Origin of the sequence: Massilia oculi (assembly GCF_017582745.1) — a bacterium.
In the GTDB taxonomy this organism is placed as follows: Bacteria; Pseudomonadota; Gammaproteobacteria; order Burkholderiales; family Burkholderiaceae_D; genus Telluria; species Telluria oculi_A.
In genome coordinates, this window is sequence record NZ_JAFVIM010000002.1 from 96,004 (window position 1) to 113,905 (window position 17,902).

Annotated in this window: 21 protein-coding genes and 1 tRNA gene; 12 read left to right on the forward strand and 10 right to left on the reverse strand. The window is 65.1% G+C overall.

Annotated features, from left to right (window positions below; all coding sequences use genetic code 11):
- Positions 1-9: 9 nt before the first annotated feature.
- The 7 genes from J3U95_RS02530 to J3U95_RS02560 form a co-directional block, all read right to left on the reverse strand.
- Positions 10-1,320, reverse strand: a complete 1,311-nt coding sequence (locus tag J3U95_RS02530) for a TerD family protein (RefSeq protein ID WP_208277131.1) — start codon at positions 1,318-1,320, stop codon at positions 10-12.
- Positions 1,317-2,231 (reverse strand): HpcH/HpaI aldolase/citrate lyase family protein, encoded by a 915-nt coding sequence (locus J3U95_RS02535; RefSeq protein ID WP_208277132.1) that lies wholly within the window; start codon positions 2,229-2,231, stop codon positions 1,317-1,319. The genes J3U95_RS02530 and J3U95_RS02535 overlap by 4 nt, the downstream gene beginning before the upstream one ends.
- Positions 2,224-3,321, reverse strand: coding sequence for a cysteine protease StiP family protein (locus J3U95_RS02540; protein WP_208277133.1), 1,098 nt, complete (start codon positions 3,319-3,321; stop codon positions 2,224-2,226). The genes J3U95_RS02535 and J3U95_RS02540 overlap by 8 nt, the downstream gene beginning before the upstream one ends.
- Positions 3,318-4,082, reverse strand: coding sequence for a hypothetical protein (locus J3U95_RS02545; RefSeq protein ID WP_208277134.1), 765 nt, complete (start codon positions 4,080-4,082; stop codon positions 3,318-3,320). The genes J3U95_RS02540 and J3U95_RS02545 overlap by 4 nt, the downstream gene beginning before the upstream one ends.
- Positions 4,060-5,247: a phosphoribosyltransferase domain-containing protein gene (locus J3U95_RS02550; RefSeq protein WP_208277135.1), complete on the reverse strand. Its 1,188-nt coding sequence runs from the start codon at positions 5,245-5,247 to the stop codon at positions 4,060-4,062. The genes J3U95_RS02545 and J3U95_RS02550 overlap by 23 nt, the downstream gene beginning before the upstream one ends.
- Positions 5,244-6,230, reverse strand: coding sequence for an ATP-grasp domain-containing protein (locus J3U95_RS02555; protein WP_370662040.1), 987 nt, complete (start codon positions 6,228-6,230; stop codon positions 5,244-5,246). The genes J3U95_RS02550 and J3U95_RS02555 overlap by 4 nt, the downstream gene beginning before the upstream one ends.
- A gap of 131 nt (positions 6,231-6,361) precedes the next feature.
- A complete protein-coding gene (locus tag J3U95_RS02560; protein ID WP_208277137.1) occupies positions 6,362-6,937 on the reverse strand; it encodes a TerD family protein in 576 nt (191 codons plus the stop codon).
- Positions 6,938-7,225: 288 nt separating this feature from the next.
- Here J3U95_RS02560 and J3U95_RS02565 point away from each other — a divergent pair, with 288 nt between their 5' ends.
- Positions 7,226-7,981 carry an SDR family NAD(P)-dependent oxidoreductase gene (locus J3U95_RS02565; protein ID WP_208277138.1) on the forward strand — a complete coding sequence of 252 codons (756 nt, stop codon included), beginning with the start codon at positions 7,226-7,228 and terminating at the stop codon, positions 7,979-7,981.
- 8 nt (positions 7,982-7,989) lie between these two features.
- Here the strand turns inward: J3U95_RS02565 and J3U95_RS02570 are convergent, their stop codons facing one another.
- Genes J3U95_RS02570 through ggpS form a run of 3 tightly spaced genes read right to left on the reverse strand, consistent with a single transcriptional unit; the run spans position 7,990 to position 12,384 of the window.
- Positions 7,990-8,880 carry an AraC family transcriptional regulator gene (locus J3U95_RS02570; protein WP_208277139.1) on the reverse strand — a complete coding sequence of 297 codons (891 nt, stop codon included), beginning with the start codon at positions 8,878-8,880 and terminating at the stop codon, positions 7,990-7,992.
- Between the two features lie 48 nt (positions 8,881-8,928).
- Positions 8,929-10,029 carry a mechanosensitive ion channel family protein gene (locus J3U95_RS02575; RefSeq protein ID WP_208277392.1) on the reverse strand — a complete coding sequence of 367 codons (1,101 nt, stop codon included), beginning with the start codon at positions 10,027-10,029 and terminating at the stop codon, positions 8,929-8,931.
- A 36-nt stretch (positions 10,030-10,065) separates the two neighbouring features.
- Entirely contained in the window at positions 10,066-12,384 is a 2,319-nt protein-coding gene (gene ggpS, locus J3U95_RS02580) for a glucosylglycerol-phosphate synthase (RefSeq protein WP_208277140.1), read from the reverse strand.
- A gap of 404 nt (positions 12,385-12,788) precedes the next feature.
- Here ggpS and J3U95_RS02585 point away from each other — a divergent pair.
- The 11 genes from J3U95_RS02585 to rpsQ all read left to right on the forward strand — a co-directional run bounded on the left by J3U95_RS02585 (position 12,789) and on the right by rpsQ (position 17,878).
- A tRNA-Val gene (locus J3U95_RS02585) sits at positions 12,789-12,865 on the forward strand.
- A gap of 274 nt (positions 12,866-13,139) precedes the next feature.
- Positions 13,140-13,796 carry a 50S ribosomal protein L3 gene (gene rplC / locus J3U95_RS02590; RefSeq protein ID WP_208277141.1) on the forward strand — a complete coding sequence of 219 codons (657 nt, stop codon included), beginning with the start codon at positions 13,140-13,142 and terminating at the stop codon, positions 13,794-13,796.
- Positions 13,797-13,798: 2 nt separating this feature from the next.
- Entirely contained in the window at positions 13,799-14,419 is a 621-nt protein-coding gene (gene rplD / locus J3U95_RS02595; protein ID WP_208277142.1) for a 50S ribosomal protein L4, read from the forward strand.
- Entirely contained in the window at positions 14,416-14,733 is a 318-nt protein-coding gene (gene rplW / locus J3U95_RS02600) for a 50S ribosomal protein L23 (RefSeq protein ID WP_005663466.1), read from the forward strand. Before rplD ends, rplW begins: the two co-directional genes overlap by 4 nt.
- Positions 14,733-15,560 carry a 50S ribosomal protein L2 gene (gene rplB / locus J3U95_RS02605; RefSeq protein ID WP_071360721.1) on the forward strand — a complete coding sequence of 276 codons (828 nt, stop codon included), beginning with the start codon at positions 14,733-14,735 and terminating at the stop codon, positions 15,558-15,560. The genes rplW and rplB overlap by 1 nt, the downstream gene beginning before the upstream one ends.
- A gap of 9 nt (positions 15,561-15,569) precedes the next feature.
- A complete protein-coding gene (gene rpsS / locus J3U95_RS02610) occupies positions 15,570-15,845 on the forward strand; it encodes a 30S ribosomal protein S19 (protein WP_109345404.1) in 276 nt (91 codons plus the stop codon).
- On the forward strand, positions 15,842-16,174 hold the full coding sequence (gene rplV, locus J3U95_RS02615) for a 50S ribosomal protein L22 (protein WP_174348348.1): 333 nt from the start codon (positions 15,842-15,844) through the stop codon (positions 16,172-16,174). Before rpsS ends, rplV begins: the two co-directional genes overlap by 4 nt.
- An 11-nt stretch (positions 16,175-16,185) precedes the next feature.
- Positions 16,186-16,983, forward strand: a complete 798-nt coding sequence (gene rpsC / locus J3U95_RS02620; RefSeq protein ID WP_005663458.1) for a 30S ribosomal protein S3 — start codon at positions 16,186-16,188, stop codon at positions 16,981-16,983.
- A gap of 2 nt (positions 16,984-16,985) precedes the next feature.
- Positions 16,986-17,405, forward strand: a complete 420-nt coding sequence (gene rplP, locus J3U95_RS02625) for a 50S ribosomal protein L16 (RefSeq protein ID WP_005663456.1) — start codon at positions 16,986-16,988, stop codon at positions 17,403-17,405.
- Between the two features lie 12 nt (positions 17,406-17,417).
- On the forward strand, positions 17,418-17,609 hold the full coding sequence (gene rpmC, locus J3U95_RS02630) for a 50S ribosomal protein L29 (RefSeq protein ID WP_109345402.1): 192 nt from the start codon (positions 17,418-17,420) through the stop codon (positions 17,607-17,609).
- A complete protein-coding gene (gene rpsQ / locus J3U95_RS02635; RefSeq protein WP_005663453.1) occupies positions 17,606-17,878 on the forward strand; it encodes a 30S ribosomal protein S17 in 273 nt (90 codons plus the stop codon). Before rpmC ends, rpsQ begins: the two co-directional genes overlap by 4 nt.
- The last annotated feature ends 24 nt before the right edge of the window (positions 17,879-17,902 follow it).

A 17,902-nucleotide genomic window follows, 5' to 3' on the forward strand; every position in this document is an offset into this window, starting at 1 on the left:
TGAAAGGGCTTACTTGCTGCCCGTCTTCCAGCGCATGCCGAAGCCGTAGTGCCGGTCCATCAACTCGTGCGCGCTGGTCATGCCCTGCTGCTGGAAATACTCGGCCAGCTTGGTGATCACCAGGTTGCCGCCGCGGTTCTCGATCAGCGCGATCGCGCACATGATCTGGCGGTCGCCACCGTCGAGTTTCACTTCGACCGGCGCCTGGCCCGGCGCCGTCACCGTCACCACGCCATTGGTCACGCCCCAGTTGGCCGCGCCTTCGTAGATGAAGGAGAAGATCACCGCGCGCTTGATCTTGTCGAAGCGTTCGCCGTTGATGAACAGGTTCTCGCCATTGGCGGCAGCGCCGGTGCGGTCGTCGGCATCAAGCTGGATGAAGGGTTCGCGCTCGTAGTCGCCGAAGGTGTTGCCGAGCGCCTGCACCAGGCCGCGGCGGCCGTCGGCCAGCTCGTACATGCAGCCGAGATCGAGGTCGATGCCGCTGCGGCCCTTGCGCGCCGCGCCGGCCTTGTTGGCCATTTCTCCGGCCTTGTTCGCGAGGTCGCCCGCCATGCTGGTGAGGCGATCCAGGAAACCGCCGCCGCGCGCGGCGGAGGATGGCGGCGGAGGCGATGCAGGAGGCGGCGCGACGGCGGCCTGGTTCCAGTTCAGGTTGACGTGGATGCGGCCGTAGCCGCCGCCGGGACGCTTGTCGAGCGAGACCTTGTCGCCGCGCTTGTCGAGCGTGACCTTGGACAGCGAGACCGCCGGCTTGGGCGCGGGTGCCGGGGCAGGCGCCGGGCTTGGCGCGGCCGGCGCCGGCGATCCCGCCTCGGTGCCGCCGAAGTGCTTCAGCAGCGCCGACAGGCCGCCATTGAAGCCCTGGCCGACGGCGCCGAAGCGCCACAGGCCGTCGCGGCGATAGAGTTCGGCCACGATCAGGGCTTTCTCGTCGCCGAAATCGGCGCCCGACCACGGGAAGCGCACGGCGCTGCCCAGCGACAGGGAGCTGGCGCCCAGGGTGCGCATGGTGGCTGCGCCGTCGATCGCGGCCACGAACACGAGCTTCGCGATCGATGACGGCAGCGCGTCAAGGTTGACGGCGAAGCGCGCGCGCCCGCCGCCCAGGTCAAGGCGCACCGCGCCTTCGGGGCTGGCCAGCTGGTTGTAGAACACCATGTAGCGGTCGTCCGACAGCTTGTCGCTGGCGTCCAGGCCAAAGCAGGAGACCTCGACCGAAGCGCCGTTGGCGGCGATCTCGACGTCGACGTTAAAGACGTGGCCGGCGCCGAGGTCGGCCAGCTTGCCCTTCTGTCCGCGTCCAAACTGAGTAGTCATGAGGGTTCTCCTTCCATGAATGGTTTGTGGCCCAGTTCGGCGCGTGAGCCGAACAGGCGCGATTGTTCGAGGGTACGCTCGGCCCAGGCGCGGTGGGTGGCGACTTCCTGCATCGCGTCGTCCATGCGGAACACCGCCGGGCTCGAGGCGTCGAGGATGGCGCGCGCCACCGCCAGGTCTTGCGGCGTCACCTTGAAGTGCTGCTCGATCGGCGCGATCTGGGTCGGATGGATCGCGGTCTTGCCGACCATGCCGTGGGCCAGGTCTTCGATCACTTCCTGGTCCAGCAGTTCGGGCAGGTCGAGGTATTCGAACACCGGCGCGGTCAGCATGAAGCCATAGGGACGGAAGGTCGTCACCAGGCGCGAGATCACCGGTCCGAGCGGTGTGCGGTACAGGGTCATGCCGCGCGGGCGGCGCAGGCCGAGCAGGGCCAGCAGGTCGTTGCCGCCGATGCGCAGCGCCAGGATGCGGTGGCGCACGCCCGGCGCTTCCAGCGCGGCGCGCAGGCCCTGCATCTCGCCGTCGTCGAAGGCCTCGGCCGTCTCCAGGGTCGGCATCAAGACGTGTCCGGTGTGGCGCACCAGCTTGAAATAGCTGTCGAAGTTGTGGCGCGTGATCTTGGGCAGCACGAAACCGGTCAGCTTCTCGGCGCCCGGCATGGCCAGCACGCGCGCCAGCACTTCGGGATTGCGCACACGTACGAAGCGGTCGGCCGCCACGTCCAGGCGCATGTTCGCCAGCACCACCGAGAGGTTGAACAGCGACCAGCTGAGTTCCCGGTCGGCGATCGAATCCTCGGTGCAGAAGATCAGCGAGCGCGCGTGCGGCAGGCGGTCGCCGTTGGCGATCGCGGTCAGGTTCTTGTGATTGGCCGGCACGTACAACGACGCGCCCAGTGATTTAGCCATCCGATGCACTCCTGATCAGGGATACTGCGTGATAGGGCAGGTGCGGGTCGATCTCGACCGGCACCCGTTTTTCTTCGGCCAGCACGGCCAGGTGCGCCACTTCGGTGACGCCAGGGTCGCGCAGCACGACCAGGCGCGGCACGCGGCGCAGCAGCACGCGCGTGGCTTCGCCGATGCCGGGCTTGACCAGGTTGACGTCGGCGATGCCGTAGCGCCGCATCGCGGCGCCGATATAGGTCTGCGAACGTTCGCGCGCCGCGGCGGCGTCGATCGGTTCCGCGCGCGGCAGTGTGCCGGATTGCGCCAGCGCCAGCGCCACCAATTCGTCGGCGAACGCCTGCGAGCGGTCCACATCCGCGAACTGCTCATAGAATACGCAGCCGTGGAAGTCGTCGGCGCGCATGTCGTCGCTCATGACGGTGCGGCTTACCAGGCCCGACACCGTGGCATTCAGGATGCTCGACGGGATCAGGTAGTCGTCGCACGAGGCCGCGCAGGCGGCGGCGCCGGCCAGGTCGGACAGCACGTGCAGGCCGGCGTCGATATGGGTGCCGTGGCGCACGTTGAACGTCTCGATCGAGCCGGCCAATTCGCGCGCGATCACGCCCTTGCCGGTCCAGCCGTCGAGGAAGACGATGCCGTCGGCCTGGTGTCCGTGCGCCAGGATGTGGCGCAGGGCGGCGTCGTCGATGCCGCGGTCGCGCACGATCGACACCGAGTAGTGCACGGCGTCGCGTCCGAACAGCTCGCGCAGCAGGCGGGCCACCACCACGCCGACCGGGGTGCCGGCGCGCGCCAGCGACACCAGCGCCAGCCGGTGCAGCGGGCGCGCGGCGATCAAGTGGGCCAGGCGCAGGCAATCGCGCGCCATGCGCGCATTGTTGGCGCGGCAGGCCTCGTCGAACAATGCCATGTAGCGCGCCGACGGCTTCGACTCGGGCGACAGCATCTGGCTGTAGTGACGCCGGCCGCTCTGGATCAGCGCTTCCTTCTCGGCCACGTCGACGAAGCCTTCCTGCGGCAGGCGGCGCAGCAGGAAGCTGACCTCACCCTTGCGGTAGCTGCCGGAGAAGTCTTCCCAGCCGCTCACAGCGCCCCCACGGTGATGCCGGCGAGCTGGGTGCCGCGCGGGATGATGGCGTAGTCGCAGGCGGCCATGAAGCGCGCGTCCGAGCGGCTGTCGCCCATGCCGAAGGTGACGATCTCGCCGAACTCGCGCGTCAAGCGTTGGGTGATGTGGGCCACCGCGTTGGCCTTGTTGAGCGCCTTCGGCAGGATGGCGAGGTTGTTGCCGTTGCGGTGGATGAAATAGTCGCGGTCGCCGTCGGCGATCCAGGGCCGCACCACGTCTTCCTCGAGCGGCGCCAGGCGCTCGGCCTGCTTGTCCGGATCCTTTACCACCAGGAAGAACGGGGTGGCGAAATCCTCGATCATGCGCGCGCGGCCGCCATAGCCGGTGCGCTTCCCATGGTCGTCGATGTGGGCGGCCAGCTCTTGCAGCCCGGGCAGGGCGGCATGCATCGCCGTGCGCATGCCGTCCAGCCAGGGCTGGTCGACCGCGCCGCCCGGCTCGAGCACCACGCCGCCGTAGTTGATGACGGCGTAGCTGTCGAACGGCAGGGACACGCGGCGCAGGCCGTCGAGGTCGCGCGCGGTGGTCGGGATCATCGTCATCCCGTCCTGCAGCAAGGCCAGGAAGGAACGCTGGGCCGGCGTCGTGTACGAGCAGATGCTGCCGTCCTTGTAATAGGCGGCCGGCTCAAGGGCGCCCGGATTGTCCCGGTGCACGCCGCATTTGCCGAAGGTCTGGAACAGCGTATCGTCCAGGTCAGCGAACAGGAACTTCTTCAACGTGGTCCTCGGACTGGAAGTGGAATAGCCGCGCATTCAGCTGGCCGGCGAGCTGGAACAGCGCCGGGCCGGGCGCGGTCTCGTGGCAGACCAGCACGTGGTCGTACTGGCCGGGCGCGACGTTGTACAGGTAGTTGGCAATGCCTTCGCCGTAGTTGTCGGGGAAGGTCAAGGCATGCTCCACCGCGCCCCAGGTGAGGATCGGCGAGCGCGTGGTCGACTGCACTGCCACGTCGACGCCATGGCGCTGCAGTGCGGCGCCGAACAGGGTCGAGACGTGCATGAATTCGCCGGTGCCCAGCACCAGCATCCGGCTGCCGGGCGCGAATTCGCCGGCCAGGCGCGCCGCCAGTTGCTCCGGCGCCTGCAATACGCGCGCCGTGCCGAGGCGGCCGAAGGCGGGGCTGGCGCCGCGGTCGGCGTCTTCTTTATAGCGCTGCGCCACGCCCTGGTCGGGCGGCAAGGGGCCTTGCGCGAAGCTGAACTCTCCCTCGACCAGCGCGCCGCAGGTAGTCGGCATGCCGAAGCGGGTGTCCAGCAGCCCGGTCGCGGCGCGGCCCATGAAATTGGTGATGGTGGCAAGGTGCACCCGCTCCAGGCCCGGATTCAGGCGGCGGCAGGCGGCGGCCAGGTTGACGAAGGTATTGCCGGTGCTGGCCTCGTCGTCGACCAGCACCAGGGTGCGCGCGGCCAGCAGCAGAGCGTGCAGCTCGGGATCGACCGGCGCGTGCAGGAACTGGCGCGGCGCATGGCTGTGCGCTTCCTCGAATTCGATCAGCGGGCCATCGCCGACCCGGTAGCGGGTGGTATGCAGGAACAGCGCCTCTTGGTGCGGATGGGCGCGCAGCCAGGCTTCGAACACGCCCTGACCGAGCCCGATCGCGGTCTCCGCCATGGCGATGAACACCACCGGGCCTTGCACCGCGCCTTTGAGCTGCGGCACGGTCGCGGCCAGGCGCTCGTGCACCGTCAGCATGTCGCTTGGCCGCGCCGGCCAGTGCTTGCCCAGCACCTTGCTGAGGAACAGGAAGCCGCGCTTGGCGTTGGCGCGCGCGGCAAAGCCGAGCAGGGCGTCGAGTTCGGATGCGCCGCTGTCGATGCGAAGATCGAGCGTTCCTGTCGGTAGCTCGATACGCTGGACAGGAGTCGGGTGCGGCGCGTTCATGCCAGCTCCGTCGCGACGCTGACTTCGGCCACGCGCATGCCATGGCGCGGCGCCGGGATCTCGAGTCCGTCGTAGCCTTCGGCGAAGCCGCGCAGCGCGATATACGGGAGGTTGGGGCCGGCCAGGCAGGCCATGCCGATCCCGCCCGACATGCGCGGATTGATCTCCAGCAGGCGCGGACGGCCGCCGCCTTCGCGGAACTGGGCGTTGAACACGCCATTCAGCTGGTAATCAGTGCACAGGCGCGCGGTGGCGTCCAGGATGTCCTGGCGCATGTCGATCAGCTGGCCGCTGCCGGCTTGCGGCAGCTTGCGGCGCACCACGGCCGCCACCAGGCGCCCATGGTCGCCCACGCAGTCGACGCTGTATTCGGGGCCATCCAGGAATTCCATCAGCAGCATGGTCTTGAAGGATTCCAGTTCGCCCAGCCCGCGGCGCAGGTCCTGGTAGCCGATGTGGTACTCCACGCCGCCAAGCAGCAGCGCGGCGCTGCTGCGCTCTTCGTCGACGATGGCGAAGCCCAGGCCATAGATGCCGTGCGCCGGCTTGACGCACAGCTTCGCATGCTGCGGGCGCAGTTCGGCATAGGCGGCATCGAACTGTTCCAGGGTCTCGAAGGGGCGGAAGGCCGCCACCGGCGCGTCCGGCAGCACCGTCGCGGCATAGAAATCGGCCTTGTCGTGGATGCGTTTCAGCTGCGCCGGCGGGGCGGCGCTGAGCATGCGCGTCTTGATGTCGGCGAAGCGCGCATGTTCGGCGGCCAGCACGGTGGCTTCGCGGCCCGGCACGAAGATGTCGATTTTCTGGTCGCGGCAGAACGCGAGGCACCAGTCGACATAGGCGTCGCCTTTCAGGCCAGTGGGCTCGACGTGGAATTCATGGGCCAGGCGCGCGGCCGGCGCATGGCGGTTGGCGTTGCTGTGGATGATGGTGAAACGGCCTTCGGTATCGGCCTCGCGGATCAGCTTGATCGCCGCATTCACGGACGAAAACGTCCTGTTGTACCAGACGCGCATGTGGGCTCTCTTGATGGGTGATCGGCCACTGGCGTGGCGTTGCAGGCCCGCGCCGGGCGGCGCGGACCTTCAGGGAAGGGAAGCTCCCTGTGAAACTCTTAGACGTTGACGCCGAACGAGCGTGCCAGCGGACCGAGGCCGCCCTTGAAGCCCTGGCCGACGGCGCGGAACTTCCATTCGCTGCCGGCGCGGTACAGCTCACCGAAGATCATCGCGGTTTCGGTCGAGCTGTCCTCGGACAGGTCATAGCGTGCGATCTCGGCTTCGCCGGCGGCGTTCAGGCAGCGGATATAGGCCTTGCCCACCTGGCCGAAGTTCTGGCGGCGCGCATCGGCGTCGTGGATGGTGACGCAGAACGAGATCTTGTCGATGTCGGCCGGCACGCGCGCCAGGTCGACCGTCAGCTTTTCGTCGTCGCCATCGCCCTGGCCGGTGGTGTTGTCGCCGGCGTGGATCACCGAGCCGTCGCTCGATTTCAGGTTGTTGTAGAAGATGAAGTCGGTGTCGCCGCGGACTTTGGCGTCGGCCTTCAGCAGGAAGGCGCTGCCGTCCAGGTCGAAGGCGGAACCGTCGGTCGAGCGGGGATCCCAGCCCAGGCCGATGATGACCTTGGAGAGGCCCGGTGCTTCCTTGCTCAGGTTGACGTTGCCACCTTTTTGCAGACTGATTGCCATGCGAACTCCTTTTCCGTTGAGGGATGAAATGGACGGCGATATACCTGCCGCCATCGGGATTGCACCCGCCAATATAGGCGGTAATTGATCAATTGTACATGGGGCTGGGCCGCGCGAATTTCAACATTTTTCATAGAGGTATGTACGTACTTACGCCCTGCGGAGGCCCCGCGAATGTCACATTCGGGATTTGGAGGATCAGGCAAAAACGAACCAGCTTCCGGCAACGGGAGAGCATGCGCCGACCCGATACTGGGTGCTCTTCCACCCCACCTGAAGGAGCACAGCATGAACAAGATCGCACTCGTCACCGGCGCCAGCCGCGGCCTGGGCCGCAACACCGCGCTGCACATCGCGAAGAAGGGCGGCGACGTCGTCATCACTTATCAAAGCCGCGAGCAGGACGCCCAGGCCGTGGTCGACCAGATCCGCGCCATGGGCCGCCAGGCGCTGGCGCTGCGGCTCGACGTGGGCGACGTCGACGGTTTCCCGCTGTTCGTCGAGCACCTGCGCGCCGCGCTGAAGCAAACCTGGGGCCGCGACAGCTTCGACCACCTGGTCAACAATGCAGGCCACGGCGACGCGGCGCTGATCGAGGATACCACCCACGCCCAGTTCGACCGCCTGGTGGACGTCCACTTCAAGGGCGTGTTCTTCCTGACCCAGGCGCTGCTGCCGCTGCTGGCCGACGGCGGACGCATCGTCAACCTGTCGTCGGGCCTGACCCGTATGTCCTATCCGGGTTTCAGCGCGTATGCGGCGGTCAAGGGCGCGGTCGAAGTGTTGAGCGTCTACATGGCGAAGGAGCTGGGTGGACGGGGTATTGCCGTCAACACGGTCGCGCCGGGGGCGATCGAGACCGATTTCCTGGGCGGCGCCGTGCGCGACACGCCTGATCTGCATGGCGAGTTCCGGACCTCCACCGCCCTGGGCAGGGTCGGCATGCCGGACGATATCGGGCCGATGATCGCCGCACTGCTGGGCGAAGACCATCGCTGGATCAATGCACAGCGGATCGAGGTGTCGGGCGGTTACCTGATCTGAGTCCGGGTTCAGGCGGCGTCGAGACGGTCGTGCGCGGCATGCATGTCGCGCACGGGCGGCCGCCCGAACATGCGTCCGTATTCGCGGGTGAACTGGTGTACGCTCTCGTAACCGACGGCGTGGGCGGCGTGGCCGGCGTTGGCGCCTTCGGCCAGCATCAGGCGGCGCGCTTCGATCAGGCGCAGCTGCTTCTGGAATTGCAGCGGCGTGAGCGAGGTCACTGCGCGGAAGTGCTGGTGGAAGGACGAGGGACTCATCCTGGCCTCCGCCGCGAGCCGCTCCACGGGCAGGCGACTGACATAGTCGGAGCGCAGAAGCGCGACCGCGCGCGCGATGCGTCGCACGTGGCTGTCGGGTTGCCCCAGGCGCCGGATTGCCGCGCCGTGGCGCCCGGCGAGCAGCCAGTAATGGAACTCGCGGATCATTGCTCCTTGCAGCAAGGACAGCGACGCGGGCTGGTCGACCAGGCGCAGCATGCGCAGCGCGGTGTCGGCAACGTGGCTGTCGGTCGTCGCAATTCCCACCGGAAGATGCCCTGCTTCCCCGAGCGCCGCCATCTCGGTCGCCAGCTCGGCGAGCACGGCGAAGTCGAGGTCCAGCACCAGTGAATAGTAGGGAGCGGCGGCGCTCGCCCGCGTTACCTGGCTGTGCATCGGGACGTCGGCCATCACCAGCAGCGAGTCGCCCGCCGTGAAGGTGAAGGATTGCTCGCCCATGACGACATGCTTGCTCCCTTGCAGGACCAGGCAGGCCAGCGGACGCTGGATCTGGTAGCTCAACTCCGTGCGCGTGGCGGAGCGGATCGCAATCAAGCCCGGGATCGGCGTGCGCGCGACGCCGTCCTGGTCAGCATGAACGTCTGCATAGCGGCGCACGGCGTCGAGAAGATTGGTTTCCATGGCGTCCATGGTAGCCCGTCTGCGCGGGCTTGTGAACAGTCCCTGCGGTCAGGCGGCTTTGGCGGCCGCGGGGGCAGCATCGTGCAGGGGCGCGGCCGGTGCCGCCTCCGGCAGCTCGCGCGCCAGCCGCACCAGCTGCACGGGCAGGGCCAGCGACACGCCGCGCTCCTCGAGCCCGGCGAGGATGCTCAGGTAGATCTCCTGCTGCACGTTCATGTAGACGGTGTAGTCGGTGTTGTCGACGTAGTACACCACCTCGTAGTTGAACACCGGCGCCGCGATGCCGGCCAGGTGGGCGCGGTCGAAGCGCACCTGCGGCTGGGCCGCGACGATCTCCTGGACCATCTCCGGCAAGCCGCGCAGCAGGCTGGCCGGCGTCAGGTGCGACACCCCGAACTGGAACACGACGCGGCGCGATTCCATGCGGCGCAGGTTCTGGATGCGGCTCTTGAGCAGGTCGTTATTGGAGAACACGATCTGCTCGCCGGAGAGGCTGCGCACGCGGGTGGTCTTGAGGCCGATCTTCTCGACCGTGCCCAGCATCTTGTCGACGATGATGAAGTCGCCCACCACGAAAGGCTTGTCGAGCACGATGGAGAGCGAGGCGAACAGGTCGCCCAGGATGCTCTGCACCGCCAGCGCGATGGCGATACCGCCGATGCCCAGGCTGGCCACCAGGGTGGTGATGTTCACGCCCAGGTTGTCCAGCACCATCAGGGCCACCACCGCCCACAGCGCCACCCGCACCAGGAAGGTGATGGCGGCCGAGGATGTGATGCGGTCCGGGTCTTCGTTGCGCTGGGCGCGCGTCGCCACCAGCCAGGCGCGCAGCGCGCGGTCGCCCCAGATCGCGACCTGGAACAGCACCGCGGTGATGGTGACGCGGCCGATGAACAGCTGCGCCTTGTCCGGCAGCGCCAGGAAGCTGGCGCCGGCGTAGATGCCGACGATGACCAGCACCAGCAGCTTGGTCGAACGCAGCGCGGCGACCGCGATGTCGTCCCATTTGGCGTCGGTGCGCGCCGCCAGCGCCGCGAGGCGCCGCGCCAGGATCGATTTGACGGCGTCGAGGCCCGCCGCCACGGCCGCGACCACGACCAGCGCCACCAGCCAGTCGGCGACCGGATTCTTGAGGATGACGTATTCCATCACGGTGGTATTTCCCTTTCAATCAATGTTAAAACTTCAGGCGGCGGAGCGCTCTTCCTGCCCGTCATCCGGGCCGGATGCCGGCAGGGCCGCCAGCGCGGCCAGGAAGTCGTCGCCCCAGCGCGCCACGTCGCGGTCGTTCACGATCGCCGCCATGCGTCCGGAGCGGTAGGCCACTTCGTCGGCGCCCATGGTGAGCGCGTGGTACAGGGTCGCGCTCATCGCGTTCCTGTCATACGGGTTCACCAGCAGCGCGCCGTGCAGCTCGACGGCGGCGCCGGCGAATTCGGACAGCACCAGCGTGCCGGGACGGCCGGCGGCGTGGCGGGTGGCCACGTATTCCTTCGCCACCAGGTTCAGGCCGTCGCGCAGCGGCGTGATCCAGGCGACGTCGCAGGCGGCGTAATGGGCCACGACTTCCTCGAACGGCAGCGAGCGGTAGAAGTAGCGCACCGGCACCCAGTCCAGGGTCGAGAAGCGGCCATTGATGCGGCCCACGGTGCGGTCCAGCTCTTCGCGCAGGCTGTCGTAGATCTCCATGCCGGATGCCGCCGGCGTGATGATGTTGATGAGCATGACCTTGCCCAGCAGTTCGGGATGCTGTTCGAGCATGCGCTCGTAGGCTTGCAGCTTTTCCAGCGATCCCTTCACGTAGTCGAGGCGCTCGATCGAGATGATGCCGGTGCGGCCGTCCAGGTACTCGTCCCATTCGACGATCTGGCGCTGGACCTCGTCGCTCCTGACCAGGTCTTCGATCAGGCCGGCGTTGGTGCCCACCGGATGGGCGCCCAGCGTGACCCGGCGTCCCCCCACTTCGAGCGCGGTGTGCATGCGGTCCACGCCCAGGGCGCAGCCGAAGGTCAGGTAGCGCGGCGCGCACGGAACGGCGTCCAGTACCTCGACCGGCGCGCAGGAGCGCGCGGCGTCGACGAAGTTCTCGACGTAGCGCGGGATGTGGAAGCCCACGTAGTCGCACTGCAGCAGGCTGCCGATGATGTCGTTCCGCCACGGCAGGATGTTGAACACGTCGCTGGAGGGGAAGGCGGTGTGGTGGAAGAAGGCGATCGTCAGGTCGGGCCGCAGCGGGCGCAGGAAGGCCGGCACCATCCACAGGTTGTAGTCGTGGATCCAGGCGGTGGCGCCGGGCGCCGCCTCGCGCGCGGTCTGCTCGGCGAACAGGCGGTTCACCTCCAGGAAGCGTTCCCAGTGGTCTTGGCGGAATTCGGCCTTATCGGGGAAGGAGAAGATGATCGGCCAGAACGCCTCTTTCGAGAACTTCTTGTAGAACTGGTCGATGTCGTCCGCCGTCAGGGGAATCCGGGCGGCCTTGAGCTGCGGGTAGCGCTGCGCATCGACGGCGACGTGCGGGATGAAGCCGGTGGGCGTGCGGCTGGCCTGCTGCGACCAGGCGACCCACGAACCCTTGCGCCCGCCCGCGAAAAAGCTGAGCAGGGTCGGCATGATGCCGTTCGGGCTTTTCGGGCGGCGCTGGTACGTCACGCCGCCTTCGATCACTTCGTCGTAGGGCAGGCGGTGGTAGACCATGACCAGCTCGGCCTCGCCGTAAGAGGTAGCGTCGATCGGCGCGTCGCTGCCGTCCAGGACCAGGCCGTGGCGGCCGAAGGCCTGCAGGATGCCGCCGCAGCCGGCGGCGTCGGCCACCACCACGCGCGGCATCTTGCGCACCGCCTGCACCAGCGCCGGTTCGGCGGCGCCGACCACCACGCCGCGGAAACCCGCCTCGAACATCGACAGGTCGTTCAGGGTGTCGCCGGCCACCACGATATGGGCCGGATCGAAGCCGGCCACTTCCGCCAGGCGCCGCACCGCCACGCCCTTGCCGACGCCGCGCGGCAGCACGTCCAGGTAGCGGCCGGCCGAGAACAGCAGATCGCAGCCGAGGGCGTCGACGGCATTCCGGAGCTCAGGCGTCAGGGCCTCCTCGGTGGCGTAGAAGGAGACGCGGCGCTCCTGCGGCACCGACTGGCGCACCAGGTCCGGGAAGTCGGCCAGCGCTTTCAATACCGCCTGGCTGCCCGGCCAGCGCGCCGCGATCTCGTGCGCCAGCGGCTCGACCGGACGCAGGTCGGCGTCGACGATGGTGGCGCCGACGTCGGCGATGATGTAGTGGGGGCGCGGCACCGTTGGGTCGGACAGCAGGGGAATGACAGTTTCCAGGCCGCGGCCGGTGACGAACACCAGTTTCGCCTCCGGCAGGGCGCCGGAAAACAGTTCGCGGATGCGGCGCCGCGCCTCGTGGGTGCCGGCCAGCAGCGTGCCATCCAGGTCGGTGGCCAGGACCAGGCGTGAGGGATCGAGCTGGCGCGGCCAGTGGCGTGTTTCAATGACAGTCATTCTTCATCCTTTGCAGCGATGCGTCCGCCCATGAGCCATGGGTTGGGTGGCGGACCGGGTCTGGGCCCACGTTGCTCGCCGGGGAGGCGCGCGGGCCGGAGAAAGGCGGGACAGGGACCTGCGCTCTCTTCTAGTTGAATGCGCGATCGACACGTCGGGGAACCGCCAGGCGGAGGAGGGAGGGCAGCGCCGGCATGGATGCCGGAAATCACGTGCGCCAGGTGCGCGCGACGCGGCCGTCCCTCGAAAAACATTTGTACAATAGCATTTCACGCCAGCATCTTCAACCCGCGATTTCCTTGAGCGGCCCGGACAGTGCCGTCGCCGGCCCCGCAGGAAATTGACGAGCACGCGAAAAAAGCTATTGCAAAACTTTAAGCCGGGCACTTATAATTCGGCTCCCCGGGCGGTTAGTTCAGTTGGTTAGAATACTTGGTCGACATCCAAGGGGTCGCAGGTTCGAATCCTGCACCGCCCACCAGACTTCCAGATCGCAGGCTCCCAGCAATGGTCGTAGCCTGTAGAGAAAAGGCGCAGCGGTGTGCCTTTTCTGTGCCGCTCAGCTAGAGCGGATTCTTCTTTCTCCAGTTACTGCGAAAAGCGCAACAGGCCGGTCTCGACTCCGATTTTTCCTGTTGCGCCGAAGCCTTTTGCGCGCTATACTAGCCGGCTTCGGTATGGGTCTGTCTTTTTTGACCCGTATTTTTTAGTAGTTCAACTACCCCCGCCCAATCGTAGGTGGGAATGGAGAAAAAATGAGCCTGGGCCTCCTCGGTCGCAAGGTTGGCATGATGCGTATCTTCACGGATGACGGCGATTCGATCCCTGTCACCGTGCTGGACGTGTCGAACAACCGTGTCGCACAAGTCAAAACCCCTGAAACTGATGGCTACACCGCAGTTCAGGTCGTCTTCGGTCAACGTCGCGCTTCCCGCGTGACCAAGGCCGCCGCCGGTCACTACGCCAAAGCTGGCGTCGAAGCCGGTACGATGCTGAAAGAATTCCGCATCGATTCCACCAAAGCCGCTGAACTCAAAGCCGGCGACACCATCGATGCTTCGATGTTCGAAGTGGGCCAGAAAATCGACGTGCAAGGCACCTCGATCGGTAAGGGCTACGCTGGTACCATCAAGCGTTACAACTTCGCTTCGGGCCGTGCTACCCACGGTAACTCGCGTTCGCACAATGTTCCTGGCTCGATCGGTATGGCCCAGGATCCAGGCCGCGTGTTCCCAGGCAAGCGCATGACCGGTCACCTGGGCGACGTTACCGTCACCACCCAGAACCTGGAAATCGCTCGCATCGACGCCGACCGCCAGCTGCTGCTGGTCAAAGGTGCCGTTCCTGGCGCGAAGAACGGCCAAGTGGTCGTCAAGCCTGCTGTCAAAACCAAAGCCAAGAAAGGAGCGTAAGCATGGAACTGAAGCTCCTGAATGAGCAAGGTCAAGCTGGCGCCAACGTTGCAGCAACCGACGAAGTGTTCGGTCGTGAATACAACGAAGCCCTGATCCACCAGATCGTCGTCGCCTACGCTGCCAACGCACGTAGCGGCAACCGCAAGCAGAAGGACCGTGAAGAAGTCCACCACACGACCAAGAAGCCATGGCGCCAGAAAGGCACCGGCCGCGCTCGTGCTGGTATGTCGTCGTCGCCACTGTGGCGCGGCGGTGGTCGTATCTTCCCGAACACCCCGGACGAGAACTTCTCGCACAAAGTTAACAAGAAGATGTTCCGTGCAGGTATCTGCTCGATCTTCTCGCAACTGGCTCGCGAAGGCCGCCTGAACGTGGTCGAGAACCTGTCGATCGAAGCTCCAAAGACCAAGCTGCTGTCGCAAAAACTGCAGACCATGGGCCTGGATTCGGTCCTGGTGATCACCGACACCATCGATGAGAACCTCGACCTGGCATCGCGCAACCTGCCGCACGTGCTGGTCGTCGAGCCGAAGCACGCTGATCCGATGTCGCTGGTGTTCTACAAAAAAGTCCTGGTCACGAAAGCTGCTCTGGCCAAGATCGAGGAGATGTACGCATGAGCGCCGCAATCAAATTCAGCGAAGAGCGCCTGATGAAGGTGCTGCTGGCTCCGATCATTTCCGAGAAGGCTACCTTCGTCGCGGAAAAGAACGAGCAGATCGTGTTCAAGGTCCTGCCTGACGCGACCAAGCCAGAAATCAAGGCTGCCGTCGAACTGCTGTTCAAGGTCGAAGTGGAATCGGTGCAAACCGTGAACCGCGAAGGCAAGCAAAAGCGTTCGGGTCGTTTCACCGGCCGTCGCAACCACACCAAGCGTGCTTTCGTGTGCCTGAAGCCAGGCCAGGAAATCAATTTTGTCGAGGAGGCTAAATAATGGCACTCGTTAAGATGAAGCCAACCTCCCCAGGCCGTCGCGGCATGGTGAAAGTTGTGACCGAAGGCCTGTACAAAGGCCGTCCGCTCGCAGCCCTGGTTGAAAAGAAATCGAAAACTGCCGGCCGTAACAACAACGGTCACATCACCACCCGTCACAAGGGCGGTGGTCACAAGCAGCACTACCGTCTGGTCGACTTCAAGCGCCAGAAGGACGGCATTCCTGCCAAGGTCGAGCGTATCGAATACGACCCGAACCGTACCGCGCACATCGCACTGCTGTGCTACGCGGACGGCGAGCGTCAGTACATCATCGCCACCAAGGGTCTGTCGGTCGGTGACACCGTCATGAACGGCTCGGAAGCGCCGATCAAGGCCGGTAACTGCCTGCCAATCCGCAACATCCCGGTCGGTACCGTGATGAACTGCGTCGAAATGCTGCCAGGTAAGGGTGCCCAGATGGCCCGTACCGCCGGCGCCGGCGTCGTGCTGATGGCCCGTGAAGGCACCTACGCCCAGGTTCGCCTGCGCTCGGGTGAAGTCCGTCGCGTGCACATCGAGTGCCGTGCAACCGTGGGTGAAGTCGGCAACGCCGAACACAGCCTGCGCAAGATCGGTAAGGCTGGCGCGATGCGCTGGCGCGGTGTTCGTCCTACCGTCCGCGGTGTGGTCATGAACCCGATCGATCACCCGCACGGTGGTGGTGAAGGTCGTACGGCAGCTGGTCGTCATCCAGTGTCGCCATGGGGCCAGCAGACCAAGGGCAAGAAGACGCGTTCGAACAAGCGCACTTCGTCGATGATCGTCTCGCGCCGCGGCAAGAAATAAGGATAAATCATGACTCGTTCATTGAAAAAAGGGCCGTTCATTGACGCCCACCTGGTGAAGAAGGTCGAAGCCGCGCAAGCGAGCAAAGACAAGAAGCCAGTCAAAACCTGGTCGCGCCGCTCGACGATCACCCCGGACTTCATCGGTCTGACGATCGCCGTCCACAACGGCAAGGTGCACGTGCCTGTGTACGTGTCGGAGAACATGGTCGGCCACAAGCTCGGCGAATTCGCGCTGACCCGTACGTTCAAGGGCCACGCCGCTGACAAGAAGGCGAAACGATAATGGAAACTAAAGCAATCCTCAAAGGCGTGCGCCTGTCGGAACAAAAAGGCCGCCTGGTCGCCGACCTGATCCGTGGCAAGAAAGTTGACGCAGCACTCAACATTCTGCAGTTCAGCCCGAAAAAGGGCGCGACCATCATCAAGAAGGTTCTCGAGTCGGCGATCGCCAACGCGGAACACAACGATGGCGCGGACATCGACGAGCTGAAAGTCACCCAGATCTACGTCGAAAAGGGCCCGATCCTGAAGCGCTTTACTGCTCGTGCAAAAGGCCGCGGTGATCGCATTTCGAAACAATCCTGTCACATCTACGTGACTGTCGGTAACTAAGGAGTCACACGATGGGTCAGAAAATCCACCCAACCGGCTTCCGCCTGGCGGTCACCCGTAACTGGGCATCGCGCTGGTACGCTGGCAACGGCAATTTCGCCGACATGCTGAAGGAAGACCTGGAAGCTCGCGCTTTCCTGAAAAAGAAGCTGAAGAACGCTTCGGTCGGCCGCATCGTCATCGAGCGTCCTGCCAAGAACGCACGCTTCACCATTTACTCGTCGCGTCCTGGCGTCGTGATCGGTAAAAAAGGCGAAGACATCGAAGTGCTGAAGTCGTCGCTGACGAAGATCATGGGCGTGCCTGTGCACGTCAATATCGAAGAGATCCGCAAGCCGGAAATCGATTCGCAGCTGATCGCCGATTCGATCTCGCAGCAGCTCGAAAAGCGCATCATGTTCCGCCGCGCCATGAAGCGCGCAATGCAGAACGCAATGCGCCTGGGCGCCGTCGGCATCAAGATCATGTCGTCGGGCCGCCTGAACGGCATCGAAATCGCACGTACCGAATGGTACCGCGAAGGCCGTGTGCCTCTGCACACCCTGCGCGCCGATATCGACTACGGCACCAGCGAAGCATCGACCACCTACGGCATCATCGGCGTCAAGGTCTGGGTCTACAAGGGCGACCGCTCCCCAACGGGCGAAGCACCTGTGATCGACACCCCGCCGGACGAGAAGAAGCCACGCGGCCCACGTCGTGACGACGGCAAGCCAGGCAGCCGTCCACGTCCAGGCGCGAAGCCAGGTGCCGCTCCAGCGGGCCGCCGCGCCGCTGCCAAGCCGGCAGCTGAGAAAGCAGGAGAATAAGCATGCTGCAGCCATCGCGCAGGAAATATCGTAAAGAGCAGAAAGGCCGTAACACCGGCATTTCGCACACCCGCGGCACCGCTGTGTCGTTCGGCGAATTCGGCCTGAAGGCAGTTGCCCGCGGCCGTATCACCGCACGCCAGATCGAAGCGGCTCGTCGTGCCATGACCCGTCACATCAAGCGTGGCGGTCGTATCTGGATCCGTATCTTCCCGGACAAGCCGATTTCGAACAAGCCGGCCGAAGTCCGTATGGGTAACGGTAAGGGTAACCCAGAGTACTACGTCGCTGAAATCCAGCCAGGCAAAGTCCTGTACGAGATGGACGGCGTCGCTGAAGAACTGGCGCGCGAAGCGTTCCGCCTGGCCGCTGCCAAACTGCCACTGGCTACCACCTTCGTGGTGCGCCAAGTTGGCCAATAACAGGAGTTGAATATGAAAGCATCGGAACTCCGCGGCAAAGACCAGGAAGCGCTGCAGAAGGAGCTGAACGAGCTGCTGAAGGCCCAGTTCGGTCTGCGCATGCAAGTCGCTACCCAGCAGCTCGGTAACACCGCGCAGCTCAAGAAAGTACGTCGCGATATCGCGCGTGTGAAGACTGTGATGAACACGAAGGAAGCCAAATGAACGACACCACTAAAACGGCGCTGAAGCGTACGCTGGTCGGCAAAGTCGTGTCCGACAAAATGGACAAGACGGTGACCGTGCTGATCGAACGTCACGTCAAGCACCCGCTGTACGGCAAGATCATCGTGCGCTCGAACAAGTATCACGCGCACGACGAAGCGAACGAAGCGAAAATCGGTGACACCGTCGAGATCGCAGAAGGTCGCCCGATCTCGAAGACGAAAGCGTGGACTGTGACCAAAGTGTTGCAAGTCGCACAGGTACTGTAAGTATCTAGAAAATTTGTCTTGCGT

Excerpts from the sequence above, each read along its gene's own strand:
- ggpS (WP_208277140.1), bottom strand. The coding sequence starts at position 12,384 with ATGACTGTCATTGAAACACGCCACTGGCCGCGCCAGCTCGATCCCTCA.
- rpmC (WP_109345402.1), top strand. The coding sequence starts at position 17,418 with ATGAAAGCATCGGAACTCCGCGGCAAAGACCAGGAAGCGCTGCAGAAG.
- J3U95_RS02550 (WP_208277135.1), bottom strand. The coding sequence starts at position 5,247 with ATGAACGCGCCGCACCCGACTCCTGTCCAGCGTATCGAGCTACCGACA.
- J3U95_RS02530 (WP_208277131.1), bottom strand. The coding sequence starts at position 1,320 with ATGACTACTCAGTTTGGACGCGGACAGAAGGGCAAGCTGGCCGACCTC.
- rpsS (WP_109345404.1), top strand. The coding sequence starts at position 15,570 with ATGACTCGTTCATTGAAAAAAGGGCCGTTCATTGACGCCCACCTGGTG.
- rpsQ (WP_005663453.1), top strand. The coding sequence starts at position 17,606 with ATGAACGACACCACTAAAACGGCGCTGAAGCGTACGCTGGTCGGCAAA.
- J3U95_RS02570 (WP_208277139.1), bottom strand. The coding sequence starts at position 8,880 with ATGGAAACCAATCTTCTCGACGCCGTGCGCCGCTATGCAGACGTTCAT.
- J3U95_RS02575 (WP_208277392.1), bottom strand. The coding sequence starts at position 10,029 with ATGGAATACGTCATCCTCAAGAATCCGGTCGCCGACTGGCTGGTGGCG.
- J3U95_RS02535 (WP_208277132.1), bottom strand. The coding sequence starts at position 2,231 with ATGGCTAAATCACTGGGCGCGTCGTTGTACGTGCCGGCCAATCACAAG.
- rplD (WP_208277142.1), top strand. The coding sequence starts at position 13,799 with ATGGAACTGAAGCTCCTGAATGAGCAAGGTCAAGCTGGCGCCAACGTT.
- rpsC (WP_005663458.1), top strand. The coding sequence starts at position 16,186 with ATGGGTCAGAAAATCCACCCAACCGGCTTCCGCCTGGCGGTCACCCGT.
- J3U95_RS02560 (WP_208277137.1), bottom strand. The coding sequence starts at position 6,937 with ATGGCAATCAGTCTGCAAAAAGGTGGCAACGTCAACCTGAGCAAGGAA.
- rplP (WP_005663456.1), top strand. The coding sequence starts at position 16,986 with ATGCTGCAGCCATCGCGCAGGAAATATCGTAAAGAGCAGAAAGGCCGT.
- rplW (WP_005663466.1), top strand. The coding sequence starts at position 14,416 with ATGAGCGCCGCAATCAAATTCAGCGAAGAGCGCCTGATGAAGGTGCTG.
- J3U95_RS02565 (WP_208277138.1), top strand. The coding sequence starts at position 7,226 with ATGAACAAGATCGCACTCGTCACCGGCGCCAGCCGCGGCCTGGGCCGC.
- rplB (WP_071360721.1), top strand. The coding sequence starts at position 14,733 with ATGGCACTCGTTAAGATGAAGCCAACCTCCCCAGGCCGTCGCGGCATG.
- rplC (WP_208277141.1), top strand. The coding sequence starts at position 13,140 with ATGAGCCTGGGCCTCCTCGGTCGCAAGGTTGGCATGATGCGTATCTTC.